At 45.3% G+C, this 15,182-nt stretch carries 12 protein-coding genes; 7 read left to right on the top strand and 5 right to left on the bottom strand.

Going from position 1 to position 15,182, the window contains the following annotated elements; translation table 11 throughout:
• Positions 1-66: 66 nt before the first annotated feature.
• From CRO25_RS19605 to CRO25_RS19595, 3 genes are read right to left on the bottom strand one after another with little or no spacing between them, the layout of a single operon-like run.
• Positions 67-597 carry a chromate transporter gene (locus CRO25_RS19605; RefSeq protein ID WP_079696145.1) on the bottom strand — a complete coding sequence of 177 codons (531 nt, stop codon included), beginning with the start codon at positions 595-597 and terminating at the stop codon, positions 67-69.
• A gap of 24 nt (positions 598-621) precedes the next feature.
• On the bottom strand, positions 622-1,224 hold the full coding sequence (locus CRO25_RS19600; RefSeq protein WP_306291821.1) for a chromate transporter: 603 nt from the start codon (positions 1,222-1,224) through the stop codon (positions 622-624).
• 43 nt (positions 1,225-1,267) lie between these two features.
• Positions 1,268-2,806 (bottom strand): sulfatase, encoded by a 1,539-nt coding sequence (locus CRO25_RS19595; protein WP_079696143.1) that lies wholly within the window; start codon positions 2,804-2,806, stop codon positions 1,268-1,270.
• A 123-nt stretch (positions 2,807-2,929) separates the two neighbouring features.
• Between CRO25_RS19595 and CRO25_RS19590 the strand changes: the two genes are divergently transcribed.
• From CRO25_RS19590 to CRO25_RS19560, 7 genes are all read left to right on the top strand, one after another.
• Complete coding sequence (locus CRO25_RS19590; protein WP_079696142.1) at positions 2,930-3,784, top strand: AraC family transcriptional regulator; 855 nt, start codon at positions 2,930-2,932, stop codon at positions 3,782-3,784.
• A gap of 73 nt (positions 3,785-3,857) precedes the next feature.
• Complete coding sequence (locus tag CRO25_RS19585; protein WP_079696141.1) at positions 3,858-5,657, top strand: sensor histidine kinase; 1,800 nt, start codon at positions 3,858-3,860, stop codon at positions 5,655-5,657.
• A gap of 3 nt (positions 5,658-5,660) precedes the next feature.
• Positions 5,661-7,352, top strand: a complete 1,692-nt coding sequence (locus tag CRO25_RS19580) for a response regulator (RefSeq protein WP_079696140.1) — start codon at positions 5,661-5,663, stop codon at positions 7,350-7,352.
• Positions 7,353-7,510: 158 nt separating this feature from the next.
• Complete coding sequence (locus tag CRO25_RS19575) at positions 7,511-9,079, top strand: extracellular solute-binding protein (protein WP_079696139.1); 1,569 nt, start codon at positions 7,511-7,513, stop codon at positions 9,077-9,079.
• 33 nt (positions 9,080-9,112) lie between these two features.
• Positions 9,113-10,075 (top strand): sugar ABC transporter permease, encoded by a 963-nt coding sequence (locus CRO25_RS19570; RefSeq protein ID WP_079696138.1) that lies wholly within the window; start codon positions 9,113-9,115, stop codon positions 10,073-10,075.
• A 16-nt stretch (positions 10,076-10,091) separates the two neighbouring features.
• Positions 10,092-10,985 (top strand): carbohydrate ABC transporter permease, encoded by an 894-nt coding sequence (locus CRO25_RS19565; protein ID WP_079696137.1) that lies wholly within the window; start codon positions 10,092-10,094, stop codon positions 10,983-10,985.
• 33 nt (positions 10,986-11,018) lie between these two features.
• Entirely contained in the window at positions 11,019-13,034 is a 2,016-nt protein-coding gene (locus CRO25_RS19560) for an alpha-L-arabinofuranosidase C-terminal domain-containing protein (protein ID WP_079696172.1), read from the top strand.
• Between the two features lie 131 nt (positions 13,035-13,165).
• Here CRO25_RS19560 and CRO25_RS19555 read toward each other — a convergent pair whose 3' ends face one another.
• Complete coding sequence (locus CRO25_RS19555; protein WP_079696136.1) at positions 13,166-14,401, bottom strand: MFS transporter; 1,236 nt, start codon at positions 14,399-14,401, stop codon at positions 13,166-13,168.
• A 156-nt stretch (positions 14,402-14,557) separates the two neighbouring features.
• Entirely contained in the window at positions 14,558-15,031 is a 474-nt protein-coding gene (locus tag CRO25_RS19550) for a MarR family winged helix-turn-helix transcriptional regulator (protein ID WP_079696135.1), read from the bottom strand.
• Between the last annotated feature and the right edge of the window lie 151 nt (positions 15,032-15,182).

Raw genomic sequence — 15,182 nt, 5'->3', positions numbered from 1 at the left:
GTGATCGCTGCTCCTTTTAAAAACCATTGAAGGAAGTGAATTCAGCCTGTCGTCGCCAAAGTGAATTTAAAATAAGATAATGCCTGCTGCTCCAGCCACACTGAGAATCAGAAGGGGATGAAGCTTGTACTTGAGCAGAAGAAACAAACAAACTCCGCTAATAAGTAGTGTCGCAATCCATACCCAGCTTATGCCTGAGTTTTCACTTGGATATCCAAAATGAATGGCAGCATAGATAATGAGTCCCGTCGTTACGGGGCGCAAGCCATATAAAGAGGACTTTACCCATGAATTGTCGTGCATCCGATAAAATAAGGCGGAGAGTAGCACAATTACCACGAGTGAAGGCAAAATCATACCTGCAGTAGAGACAGCGGCTCCGATATAACCTGCCGTCCGATAACCAATCAACGTTGCGGCATTGGTTGCAATCGAGCCTGGCGCCATACCGGCCAGCGCTACGGTTTGTTGGAATTCAGCGCTTGTCAGCCATCCTTTTTCCGTTACCTCGTGTTGAATGATCGGGATAACGGCGTAACCGCCACCAAATGAAACGAGGCCTATACGTATAAACATCATGAACAGGTCACAGTACATCTCAATCGCTCCGATTCGACTTACTTAAATGTAATATTCCAGTTCCGGGTAGCTGCCTGTTACAGACTTCTTCTCCATTTTCACTTGAAGGCCCAGCCGTTTTTTGATCCGAATCACGGCCATGCCGCATATCAATCCCGAAATAATAAGATAGAGGGGATGGATTCCTGCAAACAGAAGAACAGCTACGGTCACAATGGCAGCTATCGCTGTCGTTGTATCTAAGATAGAATACCTGGCCGTCCGATAAGCTGCCATGCTAATTAGTGCAATAATGCCACCGTTCATTCCTTTTAAAGCAGCTTCAAATTTGGGTTGGTTACGAAATAGGATGGCGAACAAGCTGATCAGGATCACAATCAAAAACGTGGGACATGTCACGCCGATGACGGCAGACACAGCCCCCGCAATTCCTGCCTGGCGATGTCCGATCATCGCAGCGGCATTGACGCCAACTCCTCCGGGAGCAGAGCCGGCAAGCGATATAAGCTCACCGATCTCGTCCTCTTGCATCCATTTTTTCTTGTTCACCACTTCGCGTTCAATAATTGGCAGCATCGCATATCCACCTCCAAATGTGGAAGGACTGATGCAAAAGAAAGTCCAAAAAAGCTGGATCAGTAACATAAATTGTTCTTTCAGGTTTTGGATGCTACCCTTATCCTTTCCATCACGCATGATGAATTCGGGGCATCGGCATGGACTCCTTGCCAAGCTCAGCCCAGATATATTTGAGCAGAAGCTCAGACTTGAGCTCGGTGTACTCAGGTTCATTCCACAAGTTAAAACGTTCATCGGGATCCTGTTCAAGATCGAAAAGTTCACCATAGGTTTGATTGTAATAGACGGTGATTTTATACCGCTGTTCGACATATGTTTTTTGATGAATCGTCGTGGGTTCATGTCGGAATTCGCAGAGAGCATGATTACGCACGGCTTCCTTGGCGCCCAGCCACACTTTCTTCTGATCGATGCCCGTCATGGCGTGCGGAATTGCAATGTTGCAAAGGGACAAGAAGGTAGGAGCCAGATCGACCAGCGATTGTATGGCATTTGATTTTTTCGCAGCAGGCACCTGACCAGGATATCTTACGATAAATGGGATTTTGATAAGATCTTCGTAATGGAATCCACCCTTGGCCTGAAGACCATGCTGTCCGAAGAAATGACCATGATCCGTTGTGAAAACGACGATTGTATCGTCTGCAATACCCAACTCATCCAGCTTATCGAGAATTTTGCCAATATATTTATCCATCATGCTGATCATTCCGTAATACACGCTGACCAATTTTTTCTTGTCATACGCCGTTAGCCGGGATTTGTCGCCATATTCATAATAATGATGGGAACGGTAACCGTGAATGCCGAAGCCGGTTTCAACCAGATGCTCAAAATTCGGATTCTCCTCCTGTGTCAGTTGAAAATGGGGTGGGTTACGATCATGCTCACCAGGTGTTATCGACGGAATCGTCAAATCATCGGGGTTATACATCGAATCCCAAGGTTCCGGTACCAGATATTCCGGATGCGGATCGAAAAAGCTGGCCCACAGAAAAAATGGATCATCAGCATGGGTGTATTGCTCCAAAAGGGAATTGGTTCGTTCGGCTATCCAGGTGTTGTAGTGATATTTCTCAGGGATGGGCCACGTATACGTTACGGAAGGGTCCATCGTCCCAGTTGGGGGAAGGAAGTAATCCCTCCAGTTCGTACATCCCTGTTCTTCCAGCCATAGCGCGTAATGCTGACCGACATGCGCTTCATTCGTATGATTACGTGTTAGCTCTACGTGGTCAAAACCGTAAAATGGACCGTGGAAATGTCTCCAGTACTCCAAATCCTGCAGGATGGGATACGCTTCTGCCGACGGGTATTCCTCCGTAGATTTCAAAGGCTGAAAATGTGCCTTACCTACTAGGGCAGTGCGGTAGCCTGCCTCCTGGAAACTGTCTCCGACGGTATGACGGTCTTCAAGCAGTTTTGTGCCTAACGTCCAGGCTCCATGCTGACTGGGATACATACCTGTAATAATAGAAGCACGGCTAGGGGTACAGGTAGGGTTTGGGCAATAAGCCCGATCAAACGTTGTTCCTTGCCGGGCAAGACGGTCCAGATTGGGCGTGGAAATCTCAGACTGAAAAGCTCCGATCGTGTTCCAGTGCTGCTGGTCACTAGTGATTAGCAAAATGTTAGGTGTTCTCGACAAGTGTAATCGCCTCCTAGTAAGATGATATTGAAAAAAACGAGTTATAAAAATAGCCCGGTGTTATATTTTTATTGTCATTTTGTTATGATCAAACAAAATAGGAGAAGGAGGGAACTCCCTACGATGCAGGAATATGAGTATGAGCATGCAGAATTCATCTACTATAAGCCAGGTTATTTGGATAAAGAAGAACACATCTGGCCAGTCCGGGCAGGGCGAAGTATAGCCAAATCCAATTACCGAGTTGGCCCCAAACGTATCGAGTGTTACAGTCTTCATTTTGTGCATGAAGGTAGGGTCAGGCTTGAATTTGATGGCAAGCGAGTGGACCTGCAGAAGAATGATCTGTTTTGTCTGTTTCCTGGCAGAACCTATTACTATCACATGCTTCCCTCGGAATCTCCGCTGCAAATGAACTGGCTGGCATTGGATGGGCCTAAAGTCAAACCTTTATTGGAGCTGGCTGGTTTAACTCCGGAAAGTCCGTTTGGCAAACAGATGTTTTCTCCACAGGTCCAGGAAACGTCCGAACGACTGATTCATGCATTAGCATGTGTGGAACGGTGGAAGCCAGCAGTATCGCTGGAGTTGCATGGGTTGGTATATGGATTGTTAGCCAGCCTTGTTCCAGACACCAACTACGCACAGCCTACAGAACTAGCGGGCTGGATTCATGAATGCATGGATTACATGGAATTGCATGCAACAGAGGGTATTTCCGTGCAGCAGGTCGCCGACTTCGCAGGGGTACATCGTTCATACTTCTCCAATATGTTTACCACTCAGGTTGGACTGCCTCCGTTAAAATTCATGCAGAGAATACGAATGGATAAGGCCAAACAGCTTCTAAAGGATACGGATGCTACCGTTACGGAGATTGCTTTGTCTCTCGGTTATCCGAATTTATATTCATTTACCAGAGCATTCAAAATCTATTATAAAGTACCTCCAATCATGATGCGGAGAACCTCAAGCTGATCCTGAACAAACGCATGTCCAGTACGGAGAACGCTTACTTTTTTATTGGATCTTGAAAAAGGAGACTCCCACAATGAAGCTCTCTACATTGCAGAGATGGATTTCACCGAAACGCAGCATTCAAGGGAAAATTTTTATCGCTTTTATTGCCGTTACCCTAGTATCCATTATTTTAATTACGGTCATTGTTTATATGAGCATGTGTGAAACGATTACGCAAAATGCGATTACTTCGGTTTCGGACAGCATAAGGCAGGCAGATGAATCATTGAACACAATGCTGGAAGAGATCGACCGTCTGAATACGGTCGTGGTGACTAACAAAAACACGGTTATTGACACTTTGCTCAGTCCGAATGAGGAAATCAGTTACGAGTGGTTTCAGGAACAGAAGCGGATGGATGAATTTCTATCGTCCCTGATCGATTATAAGGCCTATATTTCACGGATAGCTGTGGTGGGCCTGAGCGGGAAGGTATTTTTCTCAGGTGGACCTTGGCTGGACAGGACCATCTTGGGTACGCCAATGATGAATTACATGCTGCAAAATGGATCAAAGCACGCATATTTCAAGCAGACAGGAGTATCAGATGCGGTTACCATTGGTCGGGAGATTCGTTATAACCGTGCGACCATAGGGTTTGTCATGGTGGATCTTAATTATGAGTTTATCCAGAAAACATATGACGTGAGACCAACTACAGATAGCATGATCTATGTGCTGGACAAGGGAAATCAATTCATCTATGAAACCCGAACTGACTCACCTCTTACTCCATCTTATCAGCAAATCAAGGAGATCAATCAGCAATTTAAAACGGATGGTGAAGCGGTCAGGCGGTACATTGATGGAAAAGAATATATCGTTGTTTGCCGTCAATCCGACTATACTGGGTGGAGTACTATTTCTTTGGTTCCGATGGATTCTCTGCTGACCGAATCGGTGAAGCTGCGCAACCTGCTGGCAGAGGTGTCCATTATTGTGTTTGTCGTTGTTCTGATCGTTTCACTTCAAGTCTCTTCCCGAATTACCCTGAATATCCGGAAACTAAAATCACTGATGATGTTGGTGAAGGACGGAAATCTGACACTTCCCCAAAATGAGATTAAAAGTGAAGATGAGACAGGACAACTGTACCATGTCTTTAACGGTATGGTGGAAGAATTGAAAGATCTGCTCGAAGGAATCCGCGTCAGCGAGAAAGAGAAGCGGGAAGCTGAGCTTACTGCGCTCCAAGCACAAATCCATCCTCATTTTTTATACAATTCGCTCAATACGATCAAGTATCTGGCCAGGATGAACGGAGTGCCAAACATTGAAGCGGTCTCGGGATCGTTGATTGAGCTCATGCGAAGTGTCCTCGGTAATTCAAGCGAATTCCTTACGGTACGTGAAGAATTGGCATATGTTGAGCACTACATCTCCATCATGAAGTACAGATATATGAAGCCGATTCGGATGATTACCGAAATTGAGGATGACGCATTGCTGGATTGCCGGGTGTTGAAGCTGATGCTGCAGCCCCTGGTTGAAAACGCAATTATTCATGGGATCGGACCGCTGGAACAGGATGGATTCGTGTTGATCCGGGTGTATGAAGAAGGAAGCAATCTCCATATTGATGTGGTGGACAACGGAAAGGGGATCACGGAGGAGCAACGGGAGTATTTACTGAAAGGTACGGGTATAAACGGAGAAACATCACGTTTTAGTGGAATGGGTGTACGTAATGTACACGAACGAATCGTTCGCACATACGGCGACTCGTATGGTGTCCATTTGTGCAGTGAACCGGGGGTGTACACCAAAGCTGAAATTCGGCTCCCCAAACTGGAGAAAAGTATGGAAAATACCAAACGAGAGGTGATATAAGCCATGTTTCAGGTGCTACTCGTCGATGATGAACCCTTAGTACACCATAATCTATGGACATTATTGGACTGGGCTGACTATGGATTTGAATTATGCGGTCAGGCGCATAATGGGTTAATTGCTTTAACGATGATTGAGCAGTCGCCACCGCATATTGTCATTATTGATGTAGATATGCCCGAAATGAACGGTGTAGAGCTCAATCGGGCTATCAAGGAACGTTTTCCATGGGTTAAGACCGTTATGCTCAGCAGTTATGACGATTATGACTATGTGCGGGATTGTCTGAACAATGGCTCCATTGATTATTTGCTCAAGCATCGATTGGATGAGTCAACACTGCTCAATATGCTGAATAAAGCCGTATTGGAATTGCAGCAGGAAGATCGGTTGCGTGAGAAACAGGTCGCCGAGAGTGCCATGGCCGAGAAAGTGAGTCCCGAAGTTATGCGCGATTATTTGCTGTATTTACTCAAAAGAAACACGAAATCAACGTACGGGTTTGAAGACGTTTCCCAGAAAGACAATCTGTATCCGCATGCGTCCAGATATGCAACCGCAGCTTTACAGATTGTTCCGTTCCTGCTGCTGACAGAGTCATACAGTGACGTGCAGACCAATGGCCTGGTTCAGCAGGTCGTCGATATGATGCAGCAGAACCTGGGTGATATCCATGTCCGGACAGCGGTGTACGTTGAGGAAGGGCGATTTGTTATCGTGTTTTCTTTCAGGGAACGAAGCGAGCACATCATGCAGCGTGAGGTAGATGGACAACTGCGGAAGATTCAGCATGCATTGGAACTGTTCCTGAATCTGCAAAGTGTAACCGCAGTAGGACCAATATGCACCAGTCTATCACAGCTTGCATCCAGTTACTGCTCCGCCGAATACGAACTCGATGGATCTTCGTCTGTGAAAACGCTCAGAAGCCATACCCTCCAAGTTAAAAGTCCATGTTCGGACAAGCATTCACATGAAAACGATCAGAGTCAACGAGTTTCTCTGACCATTGAGGAGCACAAGCAGCTTCTGTTATCCATTGAAAGGTTTGACAAGCAAGGCGTGAACCAATTGATTTCCACTATTATTGCTTCGATAGACCACTTGCCTATCCATTCACATACGGTTCAGATGATTGTCAGCGAGCTCATGCAAACGGGTGATAAAGCATGGAGGACCTGCTTGCCTTCCACAGATCCAGCGGTAGCTAATCTGCCTTCAAGAAGCGAGCTTGGGCGCATGAAAACGATAAGAGAACTGGAGCAAGGCCTGCAGTCCTTCTTCTCCAGCCTGTTTCATTTGTTGAATCAACATCGTGTAATCGGTTCCTATTCTCGCCATGTCACGCAGACGATCCAATTCATTCTGGAGAGGTACTCCGGTTATGTCACATTGGAGCTTGCGGCAAGCGTAATCGGCCTGAATGCCTCCTATTTAAGCAGAATATTCAAGGAGGAGACGCAGCGGACTTTTTCAGAATATCTGAATCAGGTTCGGATTGACGCAGGGTGCAAGCTGCTGGACAGCGGCCGATACTCGATTAAAGAAATAAGCTTGCAAGTGGGATTTACGACACACAACTACTTTTTCAAAGTATTCAAAGAAATAACGGGTTTAACACCGCAAGCGTATTTGAGCAATCCAGGAAAAAGGAAGAACGAAACGAAACTCCCGACTTTGCACTTGGGAAACTAGGCAGATAAGAGCAGAACTCTAAACTCGTAAAATATGTGGAGTAAAGGGTCATATTATTGTAATTACCTTCCATGCCCGGTGAATTATAATGAGCACACACCAACCGTGAACGCTTACAAATTACGTTGGTGATAAAGAATTGTGGGGGGCACAACTTTATGCGCAAACGCTGGGGAAGAAATATGATCATGATGATGATCGCTTCCAGTTTGATGCTGGCTGGATGCAATTCCGGTGGAACCAATAACGAAGCTTCACCAGAGGTTTCGAAGAACGACATTCATACGACCGGGTTTCCGATTGTGGACGAACCGGTGAATCTCAAGATGTTTACCCGAATTGCACCCGTAAATGGCCCTTTCAAGGAGATGCCGGTCTTTCAGGATTACGAGAAATTAAGCCATGTGAAGGTGGAATTCATTGAAGCACAGACGGATGGTTTTCAGGAGAAAAAAAATCTGTTGTTTGCTTCGAATGAACTGCCGGATGCCCTGTTCCGTTCAGGTATTTCCCCGCTTGAAGCCATCCGCTACGGCTCTGCCGGCCAATTGATCCCACTAGAAGGTCTTATCGATGAATATGCTCCGAATTTGAAGAAATTAATGGAACAATATCCCGAAATTCGCTCAGGCATTACTACACCAGAGGGCCATATTTATACGATTCCGGGTATTGTTACGCTAAGTGCGGCGCGTACGGATAAGAAATGGATCAATCAGATGTGGCTGGACAAGCTGAATCTGAAAGTGCCGGAGACCACCGAAGAACTTTACAATGTATTGCTTGCCTTCCGTGATGGTGATCCGAATGGAAACGGCAAACAGGATGAACTTCCGATGACAGCCCGCGTAGGATTGGCTGTTGTAAACGCGATGAGTGGGTCATTCGGATTGGATTCACAGCTCGGCTATAACATTAATATTGAAAATGACAAAGTTAGTATCTGGATGGGCAGCGACCAGAATAAAGAAATGCTGATGTACTTAAATAAGCTGTATAAGGAAAAGCTGTTGGATCAGGAAATATTTTCACATACGGAAGCGCAATATCTGGCCAAGCAGGGATCGGGAAATACAGGTTTTTTCTTTGACCAGACGAACAATAACTTCTTGTCGATCAAAGACCAATATACTGGTATCGCCCCACTGGAAGGTCCACAAGGTGACCGTTTACAGAGTCAGGCTCTGCCAGTAGCCAGGGATTTTGGAGCCTTTGCAATCACATCCGTCAATAAATATCCTGAAGTCACGATGCGTTGGATTGATTATTTCTACAGTGACGAGGGTTCTACCCTGCTTCGATTCGGAAGAGAAGGCGAGCATTACGAGATGAAGGATGGTATTCCTTACTATAAAGAGGACTTCTTGAAGGAAATCAGTAACCAGGCCAAAATTACGCCTTATGCCGGCGGAGGCGCGCCACATCTCATCAGTGAACAGGTTGCTTCCTTTATCAATCCACCTCAGGTGCAGGAGGCGCAGCAAAAGCTCGATCCGTTCATGCCAAAAGTTCGCTATGCGGCTCCAATGTTTGACGAGCAAACCGCCCAGGAAGTCAACATTCTGCGAAATGATATTGATAAATATTACGAAGAACAGAGTACAAAATTTATTGTGGGAGCAATCGGTTTTGACAAGTGGGAGCAATTCCAGGCCACGCTCAAAAAGATGAGAGTTGAGGAACTGGAGAAGTTGTATCAGGATGCCTTTGACAAGATGCAGAAATAATGCTGAAACATCATGGATGAGGAGCAGTTGCCTATGAAAAGCGTCAAAACCGATACAACGATGACGATGCCACGAAGCCATCCGAAAAAGAGTTCAGGCCTGTTAAGGCAAATGGGTAAAAGATTGGACCTGTACCTTATGCTGCTTCTGCCAGTCACTTGGTATGTGATATTCCACTATGCCCCTCTGTATGGACTGCAAATTGCGTTCAAAAACTTCAATCCGGCTAAAGGAATTCTGGGCAGCAGCTGGGAAGGCTTTGGACACTTCGAACGATTCTTTGATTCCTATTATTTCTGGAGACTTCTATGGAATACATTATCCATTAACTTGTTCTCCTTATTGATTGCCTTTCCGATTCCGATTCTGCTGGCACTAATCATTAATGAAATTCGCAATAAAACCTTCAGCAAATGGCTGCAAAATATTACGTATATTCCCCACTTTATTTCAGTGGTCGTTATCGTTGGCATACTGAATGTGTTTCTCTCGCCCCATACGGGTCCAGTCAATATGCTAATTGAGGCATTCGGAGGTACACCGATCCGTTTTCTTGAGGAAGCAGGTTGGTTCAAAACCATTTTTATCAGTTCGAATATATGGCAGAACATGGGCTGGCAATCCATCATCTATATTGCAGCCTTGAGCGGAGTGAACCCACATCTGTATGAAGCTGCCAAGATGGATGGGGCGTCACGGCTGCGGCGAATTTGGCATATATCGCTACCCGGCATCGCTCCTGTCGTCATCATTTTGCTCATTCTGGACATCGGTCATTTCATGAACGTAGGGTTTGAGAAAATTTTGCTGATGCAAAACAATATCAATCTGGAATCGAGCGACGTCATTTCAACGTTTGTCTATACGACAGGTATCCTCAAGGGAGAATACAGCTATACAGCTGCTATCGGGCTTTTTAATTCAATCATTAATCTGCTGTTACTTTTACTGGTCAATCGGATTGCGCGGAAGACGTCTGAGACGAGCTTATGGTAAAGGAGGGCAAGATCCCATGTCCAAGCAGGCGACATTACAAGCCAGTTCCAATGAACGGATTTTCGATGTAATCATTTACATCATAGCCTCAATCATTATTATCGCTGTCCTGTACCCGTTGATTTTTATCGTGAGCGCTTCGTTCAGTGATCCCACAAAAGTATTAAACGGAGAAGTCTGGTTATTGCCCAAAGGACTGACTTTGGACGCCTACACGAATATTTTGCACAACGAGAAGATATGGGTGGGGTACCGTAATACGATATTTTATACGGTCGTGGGCACTGTGATTAACATTATCATGACCGTGTTGGCCGCATACCCTCTTTCCAGACCTGATCTTCCTGGACGTAATGTAATCATGGTGTTTATCACGCTAACGATGTTCTTCAGTGGCGGATTAATTCCAACGTATCTATTGGTTAAAAATTTGGGCATGGTGGATACGATGTGGGCTCTGATCATTCCCGGCGCAATCGCCACGTACAATCTGATCGTGATGAGAACGTATTTTCAGTCGAGTATTCCCTGGGAGCTTCAAGAAGCTGCCCACATGGATGGGTGCTCCAATTGGCGGCTGCTTGTGAGCATTATCCTGCCCCTGTCCAAGCCGATCCTGGCCGTGATGGTGCTGTTCTATGCCGTAGGCCATTGGAATTCTTTTTTTAACGCGCTCATTTATATTCGTAACGAAAATCTGCATCCGCTTCAGTTGGTACTGCGCGAAATTCTGCTGATCAGCCAATCCGATGCCGTGGACGGCAGCCTTGGATTGGAAGACAAAATCTTGCTCGCGGAGAGCATCAAGTATGCGGTGATTATCGTCTCCAGTTTGCCTGTAATGTTGATGTATCCTTTTGTGCAGCGCCATTTTGTTAAAGGGGTCATGATTGGATCGATTAAAGGTTAAATCCATATCAACCACAATGATGGAGGACTTATGTTGAAATCAAACGCCAGAATTAGTATAGATTGTAGTCGTGTAAGCGAACACACGGTCAACCCTTTTTTGTTTGGGCATTTTGTGGAAGACATCCGAGACCATATGGAAGCGATGCTTGCATTTCCATTGAAGGATATGGACTTTGAAAGCGAGGCTGAATCAAGCGCTTCTGTATCGGGAAGCTGGAGTACCTACACCAACGGAAGAAATACGCAATATGCAATGGAAGCCCCGGCTCCCAGACATTCGGGTCGCGCTCAGCGTATTCGTATCTTTAGTGATGATGAAGCGTACGCCGGGATTGCACAAAGCTGCGCATTGAAAGGGCCTATGGACTACACCGTTCGTATAGTTGCGCGAGCCTCCATCGAACTCCAGTATTTGATGGTGGAGGCGGTCGATAGACGTACGGAAGAAGTGCTCGGTCAGTTGAAAATCGAATTGCACAGCCATAACTGGCAGGATTATGAAGGACGGCTGACGATCCTACGTGCTTGTTCAGATGCAGAGATTCGGGTGTATGTTCCGACAGAGCATCCAAGATGGATCGATCATGTCTCCACGGGAATGCTCTGGCTGGACCATGTGTCTTTATTGCCTGTGGATCATATTGCTCTGGTAAAAAGCGAAATAATAGAGATGACCAGAGAACTAAACGCAGGCATGATGAGACTTGCAGGGAACTACATTAGCGCCTATCACTGGGAGCATGGCGTTGGGCCGATTCTGGAGAGGCCAGTCATGTACAACGAGGCATGGGGAGGATGGACCAGCAAATATTTCGGAACGGATGAATTTATCCGCTTTTGTTACGAGCTGCAGGTGGAACCTCTGATTTGTGTGAACGATGGATCGGGTACACCTCAAGAGGCCGCCCAATGGATTGAATATTGTAATGGAAGTGTAGATACCCCAATGGGGGCTCTTCGGGCGAAGAACGGATCTCCGGAACCATATCATGTGAAGTATTGGGAGATCGGCAACGAGGTTTGGGGGCAATGGCAAGTTGGAGCTTGCTCTGCGGAGCAATTTGCGGAGCGGACCGTACAGTTTGCCAAAACGATGAAGGAAGCAGATCCTTCCATTGTATTGCTGGCCTGTGGACATTACGAGCAGGATTGGAATAAAACTGTGCTTGCTCTGGCAGGGGAGTATATCGATTATTTAACATTACATTTGTATCACGGCTACGGTCCCTTTGGCATGAATCGGGATACGCCGGCTGAGGATCGGTATAAAGCAATGGCTAGTTATCCCGAGTGGACCCGGCACTATATACATCAGACAATGGAGGTTATTCATTCCGACATCAAGCATCAGCATGTGAAGCTGGCCATCACCGAATATAACACGATGTACTATCCAAACACTGTGCGAAAAGGACTGCCAGACGAGCATACCCTTGGAGCAGCCGTGGCGAATGCCGCCAATCTGAATGAAATGATTCGTTGCAGCGATAGCGTGCAAATTGGCAGTTTCTCCGATCTGGTCAATGGTTGGCTTGGGGGATGTATCCGTGTCGGGGATTTCTATGCGGATCAATATCGGGGCAAGCATGCTGGATGGAGTGGACACCCACTCACGATCTATGGAACTCCAACCTATGAAGTATTAAAGCTTTACGCGAATCGGGATATTCATCATATCCTACCTGTAGAAGCTGAATGTGGAACATTCTCTGTAACTTCAAACCAAAAAACGCCTGTAGAGCTGGATGCACTCCCCGATCTGGATGTTGTAGCCGGAACGAATGTTGATGGCAGCAGGGTCACCTTGTTTATTGTGAACCGAAGCTTGGAGGAAGTATCGGTTGAGCTGGATTTACAAGTTTTCGATGCGAGTGAAGAGGGGACCTTATATGAGATTACCAGCGATTCGTATAATAACATCAACTCCATGTTTCAACCCAATCATATCAAGTGCACAGAACGGAGTGTTTTGACCGAGGATTGGCAGCGTGGTTACGCATTACGTCCTTCATCCATCTATGTACTGGAGTTTGGAAAGGTAGACTAATTGTCTCGACATCCCGAACTGCAGACAAATAGGGTTTCAGAACCTGTACCTAAGTTCTGAAACCCTATTTTCTGTTCTGTGGTGTCTTGCCCACCAATCAATCCAATACTTGCCTGATGAAAGTAGGCATTTTAAATAATTACTTGTTTTCGCTTATACAAAACGGGTATTGCCGCTGCTATAAGGATCACACCCATAATGGCGGGTGCAGCATGACCAAGCGATACATAGATTTGACCTCCAATGATAGGACCAATCATTCTAGCTAAAGCCTGAATAGATTGGCTACCCCCTTGAACCCTGCCTTGTTCACTAGAATCGACAGACTTGGAGAGCATGCCATTGAAGGAAGGCCCGAAGATCGAATCACCAAAACCAAAGATAAACATGCCCACGATAAATAGTGGATAGAATGAGAACAAAGTAGATAGTGCGATCAGACTGTAACCTATAATTTCTGAAACCATTCCAAGAATGGCTATTTGTTTATCACTAAGTCTTTTCAAAAGCTTAGGCATGATGAGACCTTGTGAGATGATATCCTGGACACCCATAATTGAGAACATAAGTCCGATGATTGCAGGCTTCCAATTGAAAGTATCCATTGAAAATTGTGAGAAAACGGCCTGTAAAGATCCGTTGGGTATCCAAAGTAAGAAGGCTGAGATCAGTAGTCTGTTTAAGTTTTTCATGGAAAGCAGGTTTGCAAGCTGTATGAATGGATTAAGTCTCACCAAAGTAATTTCTTTCAGTCTATGTGTCTTGGCAAGACTCTCAGGCATAAAAAAGAATCCATATATAACATTCACCAAAGTTATGATGGCTCCAAAATACATGGGTGCAGAATAATCAATCTTGGCGAGTAATCCGCCTACAGTCGGGCCAATGACGGTGCCTACACCTACAACCGCACTCACCCATCCAAAGTATTTGGTTCTCTGTTCGGGTGGGATGATGTCCGCAAAATATGCGAAGATTGTACCTATGCTTCCTCCTGTTATACCCTCGATTATACGCCCCGCAAAGAGTACCCATAGGGCTCCACCTATGCCGAAAACCAAGTATCCAATTACGGAACCCAAAAGGCAGACCAGGAGCAATGGACGACGGCCATATTTGTCGCTCAGAGCTCCAAGCACGGGAGACGCAAAAAATACGCAAAAGGCATAAACAGAGGTCAGCAGCGTAACAACGATAGCTTGTTCTCCTGGACTGCTTGTATAAGGCTGTACTAGGAATGGGACGACAGGCGCGATAATACTGAAGCCTATTCCGCAAAGAAACACAGAGATCAGACCGAATAATAAAGCGTGTTTGTCTATGGTTTGTTCTGTGTTCTGTGTATGATGTGATCGTGATTTAAACATTGAATTCTCCTCTCAAACGTCGTGATTTTATTTCCTTGGAAACATTAATATCGTACAACTGCTTTGTTTCCTTGTCAACAAAATAATAACAATAAAAAAACAGCCTGTTCTCAAATAGAGTCCGGCTGCCTTTAGTTTAACTTTCATTATTAAGATTTATTCCGACTTCAGATCTGTACCCAGCTTCTTTATTTCTGCATCCAAATGCCGATTATACTTGTCCACGAAGTTAAGCATACTGTCAAACTGATCGTCGGTTACCTGTTCGAATACAATTTTATCTCGCTCTTGAAACTCGTTGTGCAGGTCCTCATGGATTTGATAAATGACTTTCCCTTGTTCTGTAAGCCTAAAATAGATTTCTTTCTTGTTATCCGACTTCTGATAGCTTTCGATCAGGCCTTTTTCTATGAGCTTCTTCGTTAATTTACTTATCGCACCTCGAGTCATATAGAAGGACTCCGCAAGTTTTGTCACATTGGAATCTGCATTCTTTTCAATGTATTCGATGCAATGTACCTCAGAAGGTTTATACCCCTTGAGACTTTCTTCCATCTTATCTTTATTAAGCCAAACCAGCTTGTTATATAAGTCCCTGAAACCCAATAAGACCTGTTCCTCTTTATTCATGGCCTATCCTCCCACCCATTGGTGCATTACAATATTATATTCAATTTTGGTTTCCAGTTCAAAAATTTTGGGCAACAATTATCCGGGAAGGGATCTATACGCAGTAAAAGAGAGACAAAAGCTTCTAATTTACAGTGTAAATCAAGGTGAA

Origin of the sequence: Paenibacillus sp. RU5M, assembly GCF_900221055.1 — a bacterium.
In the GTDB taxonomy this organism is placed as follows: domain Bacteria; phylum Bacillota; class Bacilli; order Paenibacillales; family Paenibacillaceae; genus Paenibacillus; species Paenibacillus marchantiae.
This window is presented reverse-complemented; position numbering and strand designations above follow the sequence as displayed.